At 70.6% G+C, this 18,782-nt stretch carries 12 protein-coding genes; 2 read left to right on the forward strand and 10 right to left on the reverse strand.

Features of this window, described 5'->3' with window-relative positions; translation table 11 throughout:
• Positions 1-9 precede the first annotated feature (9 nt).
• The 9 genes from glgX to WS46_RS30220 all read right to left on the reverse strand — a co-directional run bounded on the left by glgX (position 10) and on the right by WS46_RS30220 (position 16,186).
• A complete protein-coding gene (glgX, locus tag WS46_RS30180; RefSeq protein WP_059692937.1) occupies positions 10-2,124 on the reverse strand; it encodes a glycogen debranching protein GlgX in 2,115 nt (704 codons plus the stop codon).
• Positions 2,125-2,156: 32 nt separating this feature from the next.
• Complete coding sequence (gene glgB / locus WS46_RS30185; protein ID WP_059692939.1) at positions 2,157-4,358, reverse strand: 1,4-alpha-glucan branching protein GlgB; 2,202 nt, start codon at positions 4,356-4,358, stop codon at positions 2,157-2,159.
• Positions 4,355-7,765, reverse strand: coding sequence for a maltose alpha-D-glucosyltransferase (gene treS / locus WS46_RS30190; protein ID WP_059693183.1), 3,411 nt, complete (start codon positions 7,763-7,765; stop codon positions 4,355-4,357). Before treS ends, glgB begins: the two co-directional genes overlap by 4 nt.
• Positions 7,765-11,157: an alpha-1,4-glucan--maltose-1-phosphate maltosyltransferase gene (locus WS46_RS30195; protein WP_059692941.1), complete on the reverse strand. Its 3,393-nt coding sequence runs from the start codon at positions 11,155-11,157 to the stop codon at positions 7,765-7,767. The genes treS and WS46_RS30195 overlap by 1 nt, the downstream gene beginning before the upstream one ends.
• 185 nt (positions 11,158-11,342) lie before the next feature.
• Entirely contained in the window at positions 11,343-11,831 is a 489-nt protein-coding gene (locus WS46_RS30200; RefSeq protein ID WP_059692944.1) for a phage protein NinX family protein, read from the reverse strand.
• Between the two features lie 350 nt (positions 11,832-12,181).
• Positions 12,182-12,949 carry an endonuclease/exonuclease/phosphatase family protein gene (locus tag WS46_RS30205; RefSeq protein ID WP_059536901.1) on the reverse strand — a complete coding sequence of 256 codons (768 nt, stop codon included), beginning with the start codon at positions 12,947-12,949 and terminating at the stop codon, positions 12,182-12,184.
• Positions 12,940-15,159 carry a VTT domain-containing protein gene (locus tag WS46_RS30210; RefSeq protein WP_059692946.1) on the reverse strand — a complete coding sequence of 740 codons (2,220 nt, stop codon included), beginning with the start codon at positions 15,157-15,159 and terminating at the stop codon, positions 12,940-12,942. Before WS46_RS30210 ends, WS46_RS30205 begins: the two co-directional genes overlap by 10 nt.
• Positions 15,156-15,494 (reverse strand): hypothetical protein, encoded by a 339-nt coding sequence (locus tag WS46_RS30215; protein ID WP_059536895.1) that lies wholly within the window; start codon positions 15,492-15,494, stop codon positions 15,156-15,158. The genes WS46_RS30210 and WS46_RS30215 overlap by 4 nt, the downstream gene beginning before the upstream one ends.
• On the reverse strand, positions 15,491-16,186 hold the full coding sequence (locus WS46_RS30220; protein ID WP_059536892.1) for an MgtC/SapB family protein: 696 nt from the start codon (positions 16,184-16,186) through the stop codon (positions 15,491-15,493). Before WS46_RS30220 ends, WS46_RS30215 begins: the two co-directional genes overlap by 4 nt.
• Before the next feature lie 179 nt (positions 16,187-16,365).
• Between WS46_RS30220 and WS46_RS30225 the strand changes: the two genes are divergently transcribed.
• Positions 16,366-16,608 carry a DUF6566 family protein gene (locus WS46_RS30225; protein WP_059536889.1) on the forward strand — a complete coding sequence of 81 codons (243 nt, stop codon included), beginning with the start codon at positions 16,366-16,368 and terminating at the stop codon, positions 16,606-16,608.
• Positions 16,609-16,710: 102 nt separating this feature from the next.
• On the opposite strand, the gene WS46_RS30230 is transcribed toward WS46_RS30225, so the two are convergent.
• Complete coding sequence (locus WS46_RS30230) at positions 16,711-17,385, reverse strand: HAD family hydrolase (RefSeq protein WP_044843419.1); 675 nt, start codon at positions 17,383-17,385, stop codon at positions 16,711-16,713.
• A 189-nt stretch (positions 17,386-17,574) separates the two neighbouring features.
• Here WS46_RS30230 and WS46_RS30235 point away from each other — a divergent pair, with 189 nt between their 5' ends.
• Complete coding sequence (locus tag WS46_RS30235; RefSeq protein WP_059692949.1) at positions 17,575-18,759, forward strand: sugar transporter; 1,185 nt, start codon at positions 17,575-17,577, stop codon at positions 18,757-18,759.
• Positions 18,760-18,782: the final 23 nt, after the last annotated feature.

Genomic DNA, 18,782 nt, shown 5'->3' on the forward strand with positions numbered 1-18,782 from the left:
GGCGGTACCTCACGAGGGCGGGGATGGCGGCACGGCCGCGACCGCGATCACGGCGGCGTGCGCGGCGACGTCGAGGCCGGCCTCCGGCCACGAGCGCGGGCCGGCGTCGGGTGTCGCGGTGTCGAGCAGCACGCGGTAGTCGAGCACCGGCGCGGGCAGCTTGAACGTAATGGCATGGGTCGACGCATTCAGCATCACGAGCAACGCCTCGGTGCGCCCGGTGCGGCCCGTGCCGACCCGACGCATCGTCAGCGCGCGGCGCTCGCCGTCCTCCCACGCAGGCACGCTCATCGCGCCGCCGCGTTCGTCGAACCAGTCGATCTCGTGCATCCCGGGCGCGCCGTCGCGGTCGCCCGACGGATAGCGCGGCGCGGACATCACCGGATACATGCGCCGCAGCGCGGCGAGCCGCGACACGAAGCGCATCATCTGCTCGCCTTCGTCGCTGCGTGCAAGGTCCCAGTCGAGCCACGACAGTTCGTTATCCTGGCAATACGCATTGTTGTTGCCATGCTGCGTGCGGCCGAATTCGTCGCCGGCGACGATCATCGGCGTGCCGAGCGCGGTGAACAGCGTCGCGAGCATCGAGCGCGCGACGCGCGCGCGCAAGTCGCGGATCGACGCGTCGTCGGTCGCGCCTTCGACGCCCCAGTTCGCGCTGCAGTTGTCGTCGCGGCCGTCGCGGTTGTCCTCGCCGTTCGCGTCGTTGTGCTTGTGCGCATACGACACGAGATCGGCGAGCGTGAAGCCGTCGTGCGCGGTGACGAAGTTCACCGACGCCCACGTATGGCGCCGTTGATGATTGAACAGGTCGGCCGAGCCCGCGAGGCGCGCGGCGAGTTCGGGGCGCTGCCTGGCATCGCCGCGCCAGAAGCGTCGCACGGTGTCGCGAAAGCGGTCGTTCCATTCGGCGAAGCCGGGTGGGTGGCGGCCGAGCTGATAGCCGCCGGGCCCGAGGTCCCACGGTTCGGTGATCAGCTTGCGCTGCGCGAGCACCGGGTCCTGCCGCAGCGCATCGAAGAACCCCGCGCCCGGCTCGAAGCCGTGATCCTCGCGGCCGAGCGTCACGCCGAGATCGAAACGGAAGCCGTCGATATTGAACGCGGTGGCCCAGTAGCGCAGCGAGTCCATCACCATCTGCACGACGCGCGGGTGCGACATGTTCAAGGTATTGCCGCAGCCGGTCTCGTCGACGTGGTAACGCGGGTCGTCCGGCCGCAGCCGGTAGTAGCTCGCGTTGTCGAGGCCGCGCCACGACAGCGTCGGGCCGAGCTCGTTGCCTTCGCACGTGTGGTTGTAGACGACGTCGAGCACGACCTCGATGCCGGCCGCATGCAGCTGCCGGATCGCGATGCGCATTTCGTCGAGCCGCCGCGTCGACAGATACGACGGCTCCGGCGCGAAGAACGCGGCCGTGTCGTAGCCCCAGTAGTTGCGCAGCCCGCGGTTCACGAGCGCGCGCTGTTGCAGGAACGCGTGCACGGGCAGCAGCTCCACCGTGGTCACGCCGATCGACAGCAGGTGATCGATGAACGCCGGATGCGCGAGCGACGCGAAGGTGCCGCGTTCCGGCGCACGCAGCCCGGCGCGCCGCATCGACGCGCCGCGCACGTGGGCCTCGTAGATCACGGTGCTGCGCCACGGCACGTCCGGGCGCCGGTCGGTGCGCCAGTCGAATGCCTCGTCGACGACCACGGCCTTCGGCATCGCGGGCGCCGAGTCGCGGCGGTCCATCGACAGGTCCGCGCGGTTCGAATGCACGCGATAGCCGAACAGCGCGTCGGACCAGCGGAAATGACCGACCAGCTTGCGTGCGTACGGGTCGAGCAGCAGCTTGGTCGGATTGAAGCGATGGCCATGCTGCGGCTGGTACGGCCCGTCCGCGCGAAAGCCGTACACGGTGCCCGGATGCGCATTCGGCAGGTAGCCGTGCCACACCTCGTCGGTGCATTCGGGCAGGTCGAGCCGCGCGAGTTCCTTGCGGCCGGTCGGATCGAACACGCACAGCTGGATGCGCTGCGCATGCGCGGAAAACACCGCGAAGTTGGTGCCGAGACCGTCCCAGGTCGCACCGAGCGGATAGGCGCGGCCGGGATCGAGTCGGGATGGCAAGGCGGTCGGCATGGGGTGGGTCTCCGTGTCGAGGTCGCCGGGTGTCAGGCCGGACTCAGCCATACGGTCGCGAGCGGCGGCAGGCGCAACGCGGCCGACCACGATTCGCCGTGCGCGGGCACGGCTTCCGCCCATACGGCGCCGTCGTTGCCGGCATTGGTGCCGCCGTACACGGCCGCATCGGTGTTCATCAGTTCGCGCCACTGGCCGGGCGCGGGCAGGCCGATGCGATAGCCGGCGCGCGGCACCGGCGTGAAGTTGCTGACCGCGACGACGAGGCGTCCGACGTCGTCACGGCGCGCGAACGCGAATACGCTGTTGTCGCGATCGTCGCCGATCAGCCACGCGAAGCCTTCCGCGTGGCAGTCGAGCGCATGCAGCGCCGGTTCGGTTGCGTACACGCGGTTCAGGTCGCGCACGAGCCGTTGCACGCCGCGGTGCGCGGGCGCGTCGAGCAGGTCCCAGTGCGGCGTCGCGTCGTGCGCGAACTCGGCCCATTGCGCGAATTCGCTGCCCATGAACAGCAGCTTCTTGCCGGGATGCGCCCACATGAAGCCGAAGTACGCGCGCAGCGTGGCGAGCCGCTGCCACGCGTCGCCGGGCATCTTCGCGGCGAGCGAGCCCTTGCCGTGCACGACTTCGTCGTGCGACAGCGGCAGCACGAAGCGCTCGGAGAACGCATAGACGAGCCCGAACGTCATCCGGTCGTGGTGATAGCGGCGATGGATCGGATCCTCGCGCAGATACGCGAGCGTGTCGTGCATCCAGCCCATGTTCCACTTGAAGTCGAAGCCGAGCCCGCCGTCGCCGGTCGACGCGGTGACACCCGGCCACGCGGTCGATTCCTCCGCGAAGGTGACGACGCCCTGCGGCGCGAGCGCGCCGTGCAGCGTGTCGTTCAGCGTGCGCAGGAACGCGACGGATTCGAGATTCTCGCGTCCGCCGTGCACGTTCGGCACCCATTCGCCTTCCTTGCGCGAATAGTCGCGGTACAGCATCGACGCGACGGCGTCGACGCGGATTCCGTCGACGTGATAGCGCCGTGCCCACGCGAGCGCCGACGCGACGAGGAACGCGCCGACCTCGTTGCGCCCAAGGTTGAACACGCAGGTGTTCCAGTCGGGATGTATGCCTTCGCGCGGATCGGCGTGCTCGTACAGCGCGCTGCCGTCGAATTGCGCGAGACCGTGCGGGTCGTTCGGGAAGTGCGCGGGCACCCAGTCGACGATCACGCCGATGCCGGCCGCATGCGCGCGGTCGACGAAGCGCGCGAAGCCGTCGACCGGCCCGAAGCGCGCGGACGGCGCGAACTGCGCGAGCGGCTGGTAGCCCCACGAGCCGCCGAACGGATACTCGGAAATCGGCATGAATTCGACGTGCGTGAAGCCCATGCCGTGCACGTACGGGATCAGCCGCTCGGCGAGCTCGTCCCAGGTCGCGCTGCGGTCCATTTCCTCGGGCACGCGCTGCCACGATTCCGCGTGCACCTCGTAGATCGACCACGGGATGCGGAAGCGGCGGTCCGCGTGCGGCCGCGCGTGCAGCCAGCCGTCGTCGTGCCACGCGAACGCGTCGAGCGCCGCCGTGTCGGCGACGATGGACGCGGTGCGCGGCGGCGCCTCGGTCGCGCGCGCGCACGGATCGGCCTTGTGCGGCAGCACGCGTCCGTCGCTCGCGCACAGCTCGTATTTGTAGTGCTCGCCGGCGCCGATGCCCGGCACGAACAGCTCCCAGACGCCCCACGGCCGCCGCAGCCGCATCGGATGCCGACGGCCGTCCCATGTGTTGAAGTCGCCGACCACCGACACGCGTCGCGCGTTCGGCGCCCATACCGCGAAGCGCACGCCGTCGACGCCGTCGATGCGCGCGGGCGTCGCGCCGAGGCAGTCGAGCACGGCGGCCGGGTCGCCGGCCGCGAAACGCGCGAGCGCCGCGTCGTCGAGCAGCATGCCGAACGCATAGGCGTCGTCGGTCACCTGGCGCGTGTCGGGCCAGTCGATCGCGAGCCGGTAATGGCCGTCGTGCGCGAGCGTCCCCGCGAAACAGCCGGCGTCGTTGACGCACGCGAGCGTGCCGAGTTCGTCGCCGTCGGGCGTCACCGCACGCACGCGCCGCGCGCCGGGCAGCAACGCACGCACGACGATCCGCCCGGCATCCCCGTGCGGGCCGAGGCACGCGAACGGGTCGGGGTGTCGGCCGGCGAGCAGCGCATCGATATCGCGGCGATCGAACAGCGTGTCGGTCATCGGGTGCCTCCATTGTCGGGTGTGCGGTCCGCGTCGAGCAGGCGTTCGACGAGCGCGGCGAGCCCGCCGACCGGCACGCCGAGCCAGTCGGGGCGGTTCGCGGCCTCGTAGCAGAGTTCGTACGACGCCTTGTCGATCAGGAACAGCGCGAGCAGGCGATCGGCGTAGCGCGGGTCGACGAAGCGTTCGGGCGCCTGGTCGGCGGCCGCGCGATAGCATTCGACGAAGCGGTCGGCGGCGGCCTGCCCGAAGCGGTCGAACAGCGCACGCTTGCGGCCGGCCGCCTGCGGCGGCGCCTTTTCGATCGCGAACTGAGCGGTCGCGCTCACGTACGACAGCGAGCGCAGGAAGCCGGCCACGTCGCGCAGCGGATGCGACTTCGCGCGGCGCCGCTCGAGCGGCCGCGCGGGCTCGCCTTCGAAGTCGATCAGCAGCGCGTCGCCCTGCACGTCGAGCACCTGACCGAGATGGAAATCGCCGTGAATCCGCGTGCATTGCGCGTCGAGCGTGCGCGGCACCAGTTCGCCGAGCGCCTGCACGGTCGCGTCGCGCGACGCGAGCAGCGTGTCGGCGGCGGCGCGCATGGCCGGATCGAGCGCATCGAGCCGCGTGGCCAGCACGTCGAGCGCGTGCCGGAACGACGCGATCGCGTCGAGGCACCAGCCGTCGACGTGTTCGGGCGTCGCGCGCTCCGGCGTGAAGGCCGGGTCGTCGGACGGCTGCGCGAGCGCGACGTGCAGCTGGCCCAGCCGCGTGCCGACGATGCCCGCGAACGCCGCGTAGCCGAGCAGCGCGTCCGGTTCCTCGTCCGGCTCGGCCGCTTCGCCGTCGGCGACGGCGGGCAGCGCGAGCTCGTCGACCGCGCGTTTCAGGAAGTCGAACGAACGCGTCCACGCGTCGCCCTGGTTGTCGACGTAGCGCTGCAGGATCGCGACCGTATGCGGCGAGCCGTCCGGATCGACGTGCACGACTTCGCCGGCGAGCGTCGCGGTGTTCGCATAGCCGATCCGCGTCAGGTGGCGGCTCATCTCCGCTTCCGGATGGATGCCGTGCGCGACCTTGCGCACGAGCTTCAGCACGATCTCGTCGCCGATCACGAGCGAGCTGTTGCTCTGCTCGGCCGCGAGCCAGCGCACCTCGGCATCGTCGCCGGGGTCGAGCGCGGCGAGCGCATGTTCGGGCAGGAAGTCGAGGCGGCCGCCGTCGGACGTCGGCACCGTCGCGCCGTCGCGCAGCTTGCGCAGCATCCCGCGCGCGAACGCGGGCAGCGCGAACGCGTCGGTCAGGTAGCCGACCGTGTGGCCGCGCCGCACGCGCGCGAGCGCGAGCTGCGCGAACAGCGGATGCGACGTCTCGCCGCCCCACGCGGCGGCCAGCGGCACGACGTAGCGCTCGACGCCGCCGTCGCTCGCGGACACCCATGCCTCCGCATACTGGAACGGTTCGTCCGGCATCGGCGTGACGACATTCAGCCACGCATCGCCAATCTTGCGGTCCTTCGACGCGAACCAGCGCCGCCGCGCGAGCCACGACGCGAGCGCATCGTGCGCGAGCGTATGCAGCTGCCCGACGTCGGGCCGCACGTCGCCGCGCCGCATCACGATCGTCACGTACTCGGGCAGCGGCTCCGCGTGCGGCTGCCGCCACGACGGCTCGCGGCCGTGCTCGGACAGCACGAACCACAGGAACCCGTACGGCGGAAAGGTGAGCAAGTAAGTGAGCTGCCCGATCGGCGGAAACGCCGAGTCCGACGTCATCTCGATCGGCACGCGGCCCGCGAATTCGGACAGGTCGAGTTCGACCGCCTGCGACGAGCGCGACAGGTTCGCGACGCACAGCACCGTCTCGTGGCCTTCGAGTTCGCGCAGGTACGCGAGCACCTTGCGGTTCTCCGGCCGCAGGAAGCGGATCGTGCCGCGTCCGAACGATTGCGTCGCGCGGCGCGTGGACAGGATGCGGCGCGTCCAGTTCAGCAGCGAATGCGGGTCGCGCGTCTGCGCCTCGACGTTGACCGCGTCATAGCCGTACAGCGAGCCCATCACGGGCGGCAGCACCAGCAGTTCCGGGTCCGCGCGCGAGAAGCCGCCGTTGCGGTCCGACGACCATTGCATCGGCGTGCGCACGCCGTCGCGGTCGCCGAGGTGGATGTTGTCGCCCATCCCGAGTTCGTCGCCGTAATAGATCACCGGCGTGCCGGGCATCGACAGCAGCAGCGAGTTGATCAGCTCGATGCGGCGGCGGTCGCGCTCCATCAGCGGTGCGAGGCGGCGCCGGATGCCGAGGTTGATCCGCGCGCGCCGGTCGGACGCGTAGGTCTGCCAAAGAAGGTCGCGCTCGGAATCGGTCACCATCTCGAGCGTCAGCTCGTCGTGATTGCGCAGGAACACGGCCCACTGGTTGCTCGGCGCGAGCGCCGGCGTCTGCCGCATGATGTCGACGATCGGGAAGCGGTCCTCGCTCGCGATCGACATGTAGATGCGCGGCATCAGCGGGAAGTGGAACGCCATGTGGCATTCGTCCTCGCGGCCGAAGTATTCCTGCACGTCCTCCGGCCACTGGTTCGCTTCCGCGAGCAGCATGCGGTTCGGATACTCGGCATCGATCGTCGCGCGGATGCGCTTCAGGATCGCGTGCGTCTCCGGCAGGTTCTCGTTGTTGGTGCCTTCGCGCTCGACCAGGTACGGCACCGCATCGAGCCGCAGCCCGTCGATGCCGAGATCGAGCCAGAAGCGCATCACCTGGAGCACCTCGCGCACGACGGCCGGATTGTCGAAGTTCAGGTCCGGCTGGTGCGAGTAGAAGCGGTGCCAGTAATACTGGCCGGCGATCGGGTCGTGCGTCCAGTTCGACGTTTCGGTATCCAGAAAGATGATCCGCGTACCGGCGTATTTCGTGTCGGTGTCGGACCACACGTAGTAGTCGCGATGCATCGAGCCGGGCTTCGCGCGCCGCGCGCGCTGGAACCACGGATGCTGGTCCGACGTGTGGTTGATCACCAGTTCGGTGATCACGCGGATCCCGCGCGCGTGTGCTTCGCGGATGAAGCGCCGCACGTCGGCCAGCGTGCCGTAGTCGGGATGCACGTCGCGATAATCCGCGATGTCGTAGCCGTCGTCGCGGCGCGGCGACGGGTAGAACGGCAGCAGCCAGATCGTGTCGACGCCCAGCTCGGCGATGTAGCCGAGCTTCATGATCAGGCCGGGGAAGTCGCCGATCCCGTCGTTGTTCGAGTCGTAGAACGACTTCACGTGCACCTGATAGATGATCGCGTCCTTGTACCACAGCGGATCGTCCGCGCAGAGCGCGGGCGCGCGGCGTCGCGACCGGCGCCGGCGCGGCGTGCCGGCTGGTGCGAGCGACGGGAATTGCGCGCGGCGCACGTCGTCGAGGGAGTCTTCGCGTTTCATCATGCGTGTGCTCCGGAAGGGTGTCGGGCGTCGCCCGGCTCGGGCGCCGCCGCTCGCGCGGCGCCGGGGGACGGCGAGAGCCGCCAGATCGCATACGGCCGCACGTGCGGGTCGAGCGACACGTACTGGCGATGCCCGCGCCAGGTTTCGGCATGCGCGGCGTCCTGTTCGAGCGCGTCGAGCGGTTCGCCGTCGACGAGCCCGAAGCCGCGCCACAGCGACGCATCGAGCGTGAAATTCGCGGCCTGCGGATGCCACGGGTCGAGGCTGATCGCGACCGCGACGACGCTGTCGTGCGCGGGCGTCGCCTTCACGAACACGAGCACCTGGTCGTTGTCCGCGTCGGCGAACGTGAGGCCGAGGTGGGTCTGCAGCGCCGGATGCTCGCGCCGCGCCCGGTTCAGACGTGCGATTTCGGTGCCGATGTGCGCGGCCTTGTTCCAGTCGCGCGCGCGCAGTTCGTATTTCTCCGCATCCGCGTATTCCTCGCTGTCGGGCAGCGGCGCCGATTCGCCGATCTCGAAGCCCGAATACAGGCCCCACGACCCGGCGAGCGTCGCCGCGAGCGCGGCGCGGATCACGAACTGCGAGCGCGGCGCGTTCTGCAGGTGGCGCGGATTGATGTCGGGCGTGTTCACGAAGAAGTTCGGCCGGAAGAACTCGCGGGGCGGGCCGGCCGTCAGCTCGGTCAGGTAATCGATGAACTCGCGCTTCGTCTCGCGCCACGTGAAATACGTGTACGACTGCGAGAAGCCGACCTTCGCGAGCCGGTACATCATGCCCGGCCGCGTGAACGCCTCCGACAGGAACACGACGTCCGGATGCTTGCCGCGCACGTCGGCGATCATCCATGCCCAGAACGGCAGCGGCTTCGTGTGCGGATTGTCGACGCGGAAAATCCGCACGCCCGCGTCGACCCAGAACAGCACCGCGTCGCGCAGCGCGAGCCATAGGTCGGGCTGCGCATCCGGTGCGTAGAAGTCGGGATTCACGATGTCCTGGTAGCGCTTCGGCGGATTTTCCGCGAAGCGCAGCGAGCCGTCGGGCCGCCATGCGAACCAGCCCGGATGCGCGGCGAGCCACGGATGGTCGGGCGAGCACTGGATCGCGAAGTCCAGCGCGATCTCGAGCCCTTGCGCGCGCGCCGCATCGACCAGCGTGCGGAACGACGCGAGCGTGCCGAGCTGCGGATGCACGGCCGTGTGGCCGCCGTCGGGCGAGCCGATCGCGTACGGGCTGCCGACGTCGTCCGGGCCGGCCTTCAGCGTGTTGTTGCGGCCCTTGCGCGCGGTCGTGCCGATCGGATGGATCGGCGGGAAATACAGCACGTCGAAGCCCATGTCGCGGATGCGCGGCAACTGCGCGATCACGTCGTCGAACGTGCCGTGCCGGTGCGGATCGTTGCTCGCCGAGCGCGGGAACATCTCGTACCAGCTCGAGAAGCGCGCGGCGCGGCGCTCGACCTCGACCGGATAGACGGTCTTGTCGTGCGTGGCGAACGGGCGGTAGCGCAGCGCCGCGTACGCGTCGGCGAGCGCGGGGTCGCCGATCAGTGCAAGCCGGTGTTCGTGCGACGCGTCCTTGAAGTCGGCTGCCAGCTGCTCCATCTGCCGGACCGCGCGCGGATCGGCGGGCGCGGCGCGCTTCAGCGCGGTCGCGAGCAGCAGCTCCGCCTCGCGCATTTCCAGCGTCACGTCCTGGCCGGCCGCGTGTTTCTTCGCGATGTCGGTGGCGAGCGACGCCCAGTCGTCGCGCCACGCGATCACGCGGAACGCATGGCGGCCGAGCCGGTCGAGCGCGATGCGCGCGTGCCAGCGATCGTTCGGCTCCGCGACGAACGGCACTTCGCGCCAGTCGTCCTCGTCGTCCGCGCGCCATTGCAGCGCGGCCGCGAGATGCGCGTGACCGTCGGAGAAGATCGATGCGTGCACAACCAGCGTTTCGCCGATCACGCGCTTGATCGCGAAGCGGCCGCCGTCCACGGCCGGCTCGACGCGCTCGATCGCGATCCGGTCGGCCGCGAGCGCGGCGGACAGCGCGGTGCGCTCGTCGGCGGCATCGGCGCGCGTGGTCGCGGGCGGCGCGTGCGACGCGTCGAGCAACGCATGACCGCCGGGTTCGAGCGTGAAGGCGGGCAGCGCGACGAGCGCGTGCCGATGCGGTCCGTCCGGTGTCGCGACGTGCGTGAAGCCGCCCGGCACGCCGGGCAGGATCGCGGCGGGATCGACCGGCGCTTCGGCATCGAGATCGGGATTCAGCACGATCAGCAGCGCCGCGTCGTCGTGCTCGAGCGACGGGCCGGTGCCGCGCAACAGCGCGGTCGCGGCTGCGCCGGGCGCACTCAGTTGCGCGATTTCGCCGCGCTCGGCCGCGAGCGGCGTCGCACGGCGCCATGCGTTCGCGTCGGCGATCGCGCCGGACAGGTCGAAGCGCGCATCGTCGAAGGCGGCGCGATAGCGCGTGGCGTCCGCATCGCGCGCCATCAGCGGCAGCGTGACGCCGTGCTCGAAGCCCATCGGCACGAGCCAGCCGGTGCCGAGCGCCGCCGCGGTCCACAACGCGCGGCGATACGCGCGGGCGAGCGTCTCGTCCGGCGCGTCGTGCCAGTCGTCGGCGAGACGCGGGCCGTCGTAGGCGTCGGGAAACGCGATCGGCGAGCCGATGCGCCGCAGCAGCCGGTGTTCGTCCGCGAACCACGGCGAGCGCAGATCCCACCAGCGTGCCGACGAGAACACCGCGTCGAAGCCGGCCGCCTCGAATTGCGCGAGCGCGTCGCGCGCATGGCCGGGCACGCCGGCCAGCACGGCGACGTCCGGGCGCGCGCGACGCAGCACCGCGCGCCAGCCGGGCCACCACGCGGCCGGCAGATGATGCGGCGCGTCGATCAGGAAGCCGGCCGCGCCGGCGTCCGCGAACGCGGCGAGATGCGCGCACCACCATGCGGCGAGCGCGTCGTGTGCCGCGTCCTCGCCGACCTGTGCATGCGCGACGTCGAGTTCATGCGCGGCGCGACGCGGATCGATCAGCGCGTCGTCGTGCGAGCGCTCGACGTACCAGTCCGGATGCTCGGCGCGCAGCGGGTTGTCGCGCGCGATGCGGTCCGGTATCACTTCGAGCATCACGCGCAACCCGTGACCGTGCGCGATCTGCGCGAGCCGCGAGAACGTCTCGAGCGCGCCGGCGCGCGTCGCGAACGTCGCGGCCGGCCGGTGGAAGTCGGCGACGTGACGCGGAAAACCCGCGACGCTGGCGGCCCAGAAGCCGCCGATCAGCACGTGATCGAAGCCCATGCCCGCGATGTGGGCGAAGGTGTCGGGCCATACGTCGAGCGGACCGACGAGGCGGGCGTCGCAAAAGTAGAGGTGTGGGGCGAAGGGTGGCGTGACGTTCATGGAATGGCGTGAGCGGGCGGCGGCGAACGGTAACGGCCGTGCGCCGCAACCCGCGTGCCTGCGGCGCGGCGCCCCGCGCGGCAACGTGCGTGCGGGACGCCGGATGCGGAACCCCTGTCGTTTTTACATGAGCGCTGTACGGTCGCTGCATCGCGCGCCGGGTGGCGCCGGCGCGTTCGGCGCCGTCACATGCGCGGAATCGAGCGGATGTCCGAACGGTCGCCGGTGGCCGGATCGGCGTCTGCTTCGGGAAGCGGCGCTCCGGGGTCGTAACGCACCGGCGTCCCGCGCTCGATCCGGTGCGCGAACGGCGGCGGAGGATCGACGTCGTCGCCGAAGCGCGCCCGCACGAATGCGCGCAGCAGCGCGGTTCGCCCATCGGGCGCGCGCGCCGCGCAGGTCGACGGGCCGTCGATGAAGCTTGCGTCGCATTCGACGCCGTCGCCGCGCCGTGCGATCCGCAGGTCGCCGACGCGATCGAGCACCGCTCCCGCGTCGGCCCACGACGCCGACGGCGCGAAACGCGCGTCGAGGCGCCGCAACGCGTCGCACGCGGCGGTCACGATCAGTTGCGGATCCACGGCCGTGAAGCACAGCGTGTCTTCGTCGTCCGCGCACAACGCGCGCGCGCACCAATAGTCGAGGGCCGTTCCGGCGAGTTCGTCGGTTCGCATGGGCACGCTCCGTCAGGGTTCGTCAACGCGGTGGGGCGTGGGCGCAAGCGGCGTGCCAGGCTAGGGCCTGTTCACGCTAATAACGGGCTTGCGAACGTGCCTTGCCGGTCGTAGTGCAAGGAGCACGGAGCGCCGTTTGGCCGAGCCAAACAAGCGACGTGCGACGCCGCAATGCGGCCGGCAAGGCTCGTTCCCCTGTTCCGAAAAAATTCATTCGTGGGGCTGGCCCCCAGAAGGGCCGATCGCTGCGTCATGCTCCTTGCGAATACGTCGAGAATTCGCTTCGTCGCATTCCTTGCGCTCGGCCCTTCTGGGAGCCAGCGCAAGCCCGTTATTAGCGTGAACAGGCCCTAGGACGTCAAGCGCATTCGCGCGACGAGCGGGTAATGATCCGATGCGTGCCGGGCCAGCATGCTGCGATGCACGTTCACGTCGACCAGCAATTCGCCCGGATGAATCCAGATGCGGTCGAGCGAGAACACCGGGCACAGCGTCGGGAACGTGCGCGGCGCCGGCGCGCGGCGAAACCGCGTGACCAGCGTCTGCAGCGCGCGGCCGCGCACGAACCATTCGTTGATGTCGCCCATCAGGATCACCGGCATCGCGCCGGTGTCGAACGCGGCGAGCAGCCGCTGCACCTGCGCGCTGCGTTCGTTCGCCGACAGCCCGAGATGGGTCGCGACCACGCGCAGCGTGCCCGCGCCGCAGTCGATGTCCGCATCGAGCGCGCCACGCGGTTCGCGCTGGTGGAACGACAGGTCGAGCGTGCGCGCCGCGCGGATCGGGCAGCGCGACAGCACGGCGTTGCCGTAGCGGCGCTCCGGCGTATCGATGGTCGGACCGGCCGCCGCGTGCATGCCGGTCGCGTCGCGCAGGTGCGCGAGCACGTCGGGCGCGCGCGACCCGCCGAGCGGCACCTCCTGCAGCGCGATCACGTCCGCGTCGAGTTCGTGGATGACTGCCGCGATCCGGTCGGCCGCGCGCGCGGGCCATGCGCCGTAGCCGCCGCGGATGTTGTACGTCGCGATCCGCAGGTCGCGCCCGCCGGGCGCGGCGGCGGGCGAGGCGTCCGACGTGACGATGTCCGGCGGCGGGGCGGGCTGCCGGCTCAGCGCCATCGCCGCAGCACCCTGACGAGCAGCACCGACACGCCGACCAACGCGACGCCGATCGCCGCGAGCCACGCGAACGCGCGGGGCCCGGGATGGCTGAACGCGGCGGTCAGCTGGTGCGCGAACGTGACGGTCAGCACGATGCCGGGCAGCATGCCGATCGCGGTGCCGACCAGGAAGTCGCGCAGGCCGATGTGCGATGCGCCGGCAACCAGGTTCACGATCGTAAACGGCGCGACCGGCAGCAGCCGCAGCACGGCCATCGCGACCACGCCGCGCCGGCCGATGTGTTCGCTGAGCCGGTTCGCGCGGGCGCCGGCGAGCCGGCGCACCGCGTCGCGTCCGAGCCAGCGGCCGATTCCGTAGGTCACGGCGGCGGCCGCCATCGTGCCGGCGGACGCATACGCGAAACCCGGCCACGCGCCGAACACGAGGCCTGTGACGGTGATCAGCAGCGTGATCGGCACCGACAGCGTCGCCGCGACCACGTAGCCGGTCAGCAGCAGCGCGGGTGCGCCCGGCAGTTGCGCGGCGTGGGCGGCCGCATGTGCGAGCGACGCGACGTTCAGCGCCTTGCCGAGCGGCGAGAAGCGCCACGCGAGCGCGAGTGCGGCGATCAGCAGCACGGCCGCGCCGAGCACGAAAAAGCGCGCGGTCAGCGAGCGGTGCTGTTCGCGCGGCACGAACTCGCGGACGAACCGGTCCGGCTCGATCGGCTGTTCGGGGTCGAGCCGCGCGCTGACCGGCACCAGCGCGTCGAGCTGCGGCGCCACGGCCGGGTCGAGCGTGCGCAGCGTGCGGCCCGGTTTCGCGCGCAACAGGTCGAGCGCGGCGTTCGGCCGGCCGGCTTCCGCGAACGCGGCGGCCACTGCCGCCGGCGTCGTGCCGAGATGTTCGGCCAGCAGGCGGTCGCGCAGCCCGGCGATCGCGGCACGGATGCGCGTCTCGCCGGCCGCGACGAGCGCGATGCAGCATTCGGTGTCGAGCACCATCGACCGGTTGTTGAGGTTCGCACTGCCGATCACGATGCATTCGTCGTCGACGATCTGGATCTTGCTGTGCACGTTCACGCACGTATCGCCGAGGCCGTCGACATGCGGATACAGCAGCCGGTAGCGGTCGAAGCGGTCGGCGGCTTGGAGCGTCGCGTGCAGCCGCGCGCGCAGCACGCCCATCGTCGCTTCCTGCAGCCAGCCGCTCTGCACGCGCGGCGCGACGACCGTCACGTCCGGCCCGTGCGCGTCGGCCAGCCGCGCGGACAGCGTCTCGCGCACCACCGTCGCCGTGAAATACTGGTTTTCGATGTACAGGTGGCGGCGCGCGGCGCGGATCGTATCCTCGACCAGCGCGCGCACCTGCCGCACGGGCTCGCGACCGCGGTGGCCCGGCGCCGTATACGCGATGCCGAGCCGCACGTTGCGCATGTCGACGCGCGCGCCGGGCGGCCACGGATCGACGTCTTCGTCACGCTCGAGATGCCGCTGCGCGCGGATCGCGATCGGACGCCCGCAAGCATTGAGCCAGCGCGAGCGTGCCTGCTCGCCGATCGCGGCGGCCGCGTCGCCGTCGAACATCGCCTGCACGTCGTGAAACGGCCCGTACGGCATCCCGCGAGCATCGCGACGACGCGGGTCGTCGGCCGCGTGCGCGGGCGTATCCCAGCGTTCGCGCGTCAGGTCGAGCCCGCCGACGAACGCGAGCCGGTCGTCGATCACGACGAGCTTCTGGTGATGCGACGCGCCGCGCGGATGCGTGTCGTCGAGCCGGAAGCGGATGCCGCGGTGCGCACGCCACGCGGCGCGATAGACGGGGGGCCAGTCGCGCTCCAGCGCGTAGATCATCGCGAAGTCCCACGCGAGCACGTAGATGCGCAGGTTGTGCCGCGCGGCCGCAAGCGCGTGCAGGAATGCGGCGAGCGTGCCGGGCAGGCCGTCGCCGGCGTCGGCGGGCGACAGATGCATCTGGCTGTCGACGTCCCAGCCGACGATGAAGACGGTGTGGCGCGCCCGCCGCAGCGCGGCGCGCAGCGTCGCGAAATATGCGTCGCCGTCCACCAGCATCGCGAAGCGGTCCGCATCGCGGATCGTGTCGCAGTTGCGACCGCATTCGAGCAGCCCGTGTCTTGCCGGCTCGTCCGTGTGCGAGGGGGCGGCAACCGCGTCGTCGGGGCCTGCCGTCGCGAATGCGGTGCGCGGCATGCGGTCCGGCACGATCATCGGGCATCGACGTCCGGGTCGCCGTCGATGCGTTGCAGCAGCGCGTCGCAACGCGCGCGCAGCGCCAGCAGTTCCGGCGAATCGGCGTCGATCCGGATGCGTTCGCCGCTGTCGGGATCGCCGTAAGCGGCCGCGATCTCGTAGATGCCTTGCGCGATCGTGGTGGACGCGTTCGCGATCCGGATCCGGTCGAGCCAGCCGCATTCGGCGTGACGGCACGCGAGCCATGCGCGCAGCGCGCCGACCACCTGGCTGGTCGTGAGCCATGTGCCGCTGCGCATGCGCGCGGCCAGCTGACTCGTCACGAGGTAGGAGAGCAGTTCGGTCTGGGTCACGCGAAACTCCTTGACGAGGTGTCGGGACTGCAGGTCCGCACGCCGGCGATGCCTTGCAGCGCTTCGCAGATCGCCGCAAATTCCGCGCCGCTCGTGCGCGAGAACGACACCGAGATGTCGTCGGTATCCGGATCGTCGTCGGACTGCTGGACGATGAACCGCTTCACGCGCACGCGGCCGGTGCCGAGCGTGTCGTGCAGCGTGCCGAGCGTCAGGCCGCCGCGCTCGACGACGAGCCGCAGCGTGCGCTGCTGCCGCTGCGCGATGAAGCGGCGCTCGATCGGCTTCACGCCCGCGAGGATCGCGAGCACGATCGCCGTCGCGCCGATCGACCCGACGTACATGCCGCCGCCCGCCGCGAGGCCGACGCCGGCCACCGCCCAGAGGCTCGCGGCCGTCGTCAGCCCGCGCACGACTTCGCCGCGCAGCAGGATCGAGCCGGCGCCGAGAAAGCCGATGCCCGAGACCACTTGCGCCGCCACCCGCGACGGATCGAGCACGACGCCGTTTTGCCCGCGCACGTCTTCGAAGCCGAAGGTGGAGACGAGCATCACGAGCGCCGAGCCGACGCACACCAGCATGTGCGTGCGCAGGCCGGCGGCCCAGTTGAGCCGTTCGCGTTCGAGCCCGACCACGCTGCCGAGCAGCGCGGCGAGCAGCAGGCGTCCGAGGAGTTCCAAATGGCCGATCATCGTGGCCTCCCTTTTTTGTCTGGCGTTCCGGAGCAGTCCGTGCGCAAAAGGGACGCAAGGTGCGTGCCGGGCGGCCGGACAGCGGGCACGGCTTGTGCGCGGGGGGCCGACGGCGCGCGCGGCGATCGTGCGGCGCGCATTTTTTGCATCGCCATCGCAGATAAGCACAGGGGGCCAGCATGCAGCATCAACAGGACGCACAGGTGCGCGACCCGTATCGCGGCCACGAGATTCGCGTCTGGGCGCGGCGCAACGCGCGCGGCGCGTGGGATGACGAAGTGCAGGTGTATGTCGACGGCGCGCGCATCGAGCTCTACGTGCCGGAGCCGGACGGCCTGGAATGGAAGACGGAGGACGAGGCGCTGCGCGCGGGCGTCGAGCGCGGGCGTTATCTGGTCGACAAGCGCGTCGACGACGATTGATCCGACCCGACCGGCGCGGCCGGATGCGTGCACGCGAGGCGACGCGCCGACGAAGGCGACGCCGGAGGGCCGGCGCCGCGGGTCAGGCGGACGATTCGGGCCTCACGGCCGCGCCGCGATCTCGTCGAGGTGCCACAGCAAATCCGCCGGATCGTCGTACACGCGCAGCGCGCCCGCGCGTTCCAGCTCGTCGCTGCCGTAACCGCCCGACAGCAGCCCGACGCCCAGCGCGCGGCAGCGGCTCGCGGCGAGCATGTCCCAGATGCTGTCGCCGACCACCACCGTATGCTCGATCGGCACGTTCAGCTTCGCGGCGGCCGTCAGGAACAGATCGGGATCCGGCTTCGCATACTTGACCTGATCGCGCGTGACGACCACGTTCTTCGCCGGATCGACGCCGAGCGCCTCGAGGTTGATGGCGGCCGTTTCCATCCGCCCGCTGGTCGCGATCGCCCAGCGGATGCCCGCGTTCGACAGCGCGGCCAGCAGCTCGCGCGCGCCCGGCAGCGGCCGGACCTGCGCGCGCAGCCGCTGGTAAGCGGCCGCATGCAGCCGCGCGAGCCGTTCGACGCGCTCGGCGTCGATGTCGCCGGCCGTCTCGCGCAGCAACTGGTTCAGGAACAGGCCGCCGCTCATCCCGATCTTGCGGTGGATGCGCCACACCGACAGCTCGATGCCCTCGGCATCGAGCGCTTCCTTCCATGCGAGCACGTGCTGGTAGACGCTGTCGACGAGCGTGCCGTCGAGATCGAACAGAAACGACGTTTCAATGCGCATGTGAATCTCCTGGCCCGATGAAATTCGGGCGAATCGTCCGCGAAAAGGCCTTCGACGCATTATCGGCGCGCGGCCGTGTCATCGCCATGTCCCGGCGGCGGCGTGTCATTTGCCGCTGGTACAATCGCGCCGATGCGCCGGGCCGGCTGCCCGCGCCGCACACGCCCCCAACCCTCGTCGAATTCCCGTATGGCAACTCCGGACGCCGTCAGTTCCGAACAGTCGTGGTGGGGCGTCCTGGCCCTGGCACTCACTGCCTTCATCTTCAACACCACCGAATTCGTGCCCGTCGCGCTGCTGAGCGCGATCGGCGACAGCCTGCGGATGCAGCCGACCGACGTCGGCCTGATGCTGACGATCTACGCGTGGGCCGTCGCGGTCGTGTCGCTGCCGCTGACGTTCGTCACGCGCCACGTCGAGCGGCGCAAGCTGCTGAGCTGCGCGCTGCTGGTGTTCATCGGCAGCCACGTCGTCACCGGCGTCGCGTGGAATTTCACGGTGCTGATGATCGGCCGGCTCGGCATCGCGTGCGCGCATGCGGTGTTCTGGTCGATTTCCGTTCCGCTGGCCGTGCGCCTTGCGCCGAGCGACCGGAAAAGCCGCGCGTTGAGCCTGCTCGCGATGGGCTCGGCGATCGCGATGGTCGCCGGCATTCCGCTCGGGCGCGTGATCGGCGAGGCGCTCGGCTGGCGCGTGACGTTCCTCGTGATCGGCGGCGCGGCGGCCGTCGCGCTGCTGATGCTGCGCGCCACGCTGCCGGCGTTGCCCAGCCAGGGCGCCGGATCGCTGTCCAGCATCGGCATGTTTCTCAGGAAGCCGGCGCTGGTGTCGTTGTACGCGATCACCGTGCTGGTCGTGTCCGCGCATTTCACGTCGTACACGTACATCGAGCCGTTCGTGCAGAGCGTCAATCATGCGAGCAGCAGCCGGATTACCTACGTGCTGATTCTGTTCGGCGTCGCCGGCTTGCCGGCCGCGATCTGTTTCAACCGCGTATTTCCGGAGCGGCCGGCCGATTTCCTGCTCGCATCGATCATCGCGCTGTCGGCGTGTCTGCTGATCCTGTTCCCGAGCGCGCTGAATATCGTCACGCTGTCGGTTCACACGCTGGTGTGGGGCGGCGCGATCGTCTGCTTCGGGCTCGCGATGCAGGCCTGGGTGCTGAAGCTCGCGCCCGAGGCGACCGATCTCGCGGTGTCGATCTTTTCCGGGCTGTACAACGTCGGCATCGGTGCCGGCGCGCTGCTCGGCAACCATATCGCCGGGGATTTCGGCCTGCCGTGGATCGGCACGTTCGGCGGGGTGGTCGGGATCGTCTCCGCCGGCATCGCGTGGGCCGCATTGCGGCTGCATGAGCGGCGGGCGGTGGCGTAGTCCGCCGTCGGTGCGGCCCGTCG

The sequence above is a fragment of the Burkholderia sp. RF4-BP95 genome, from assembly GCF_001521985.1.
Classification (GTDB): Bacteria; Pseudomonadota; Gammaproteobacteria; order Burkholderiales; family Burkholderiaceae; genus Burkholderia; species Burkholderia diffusa.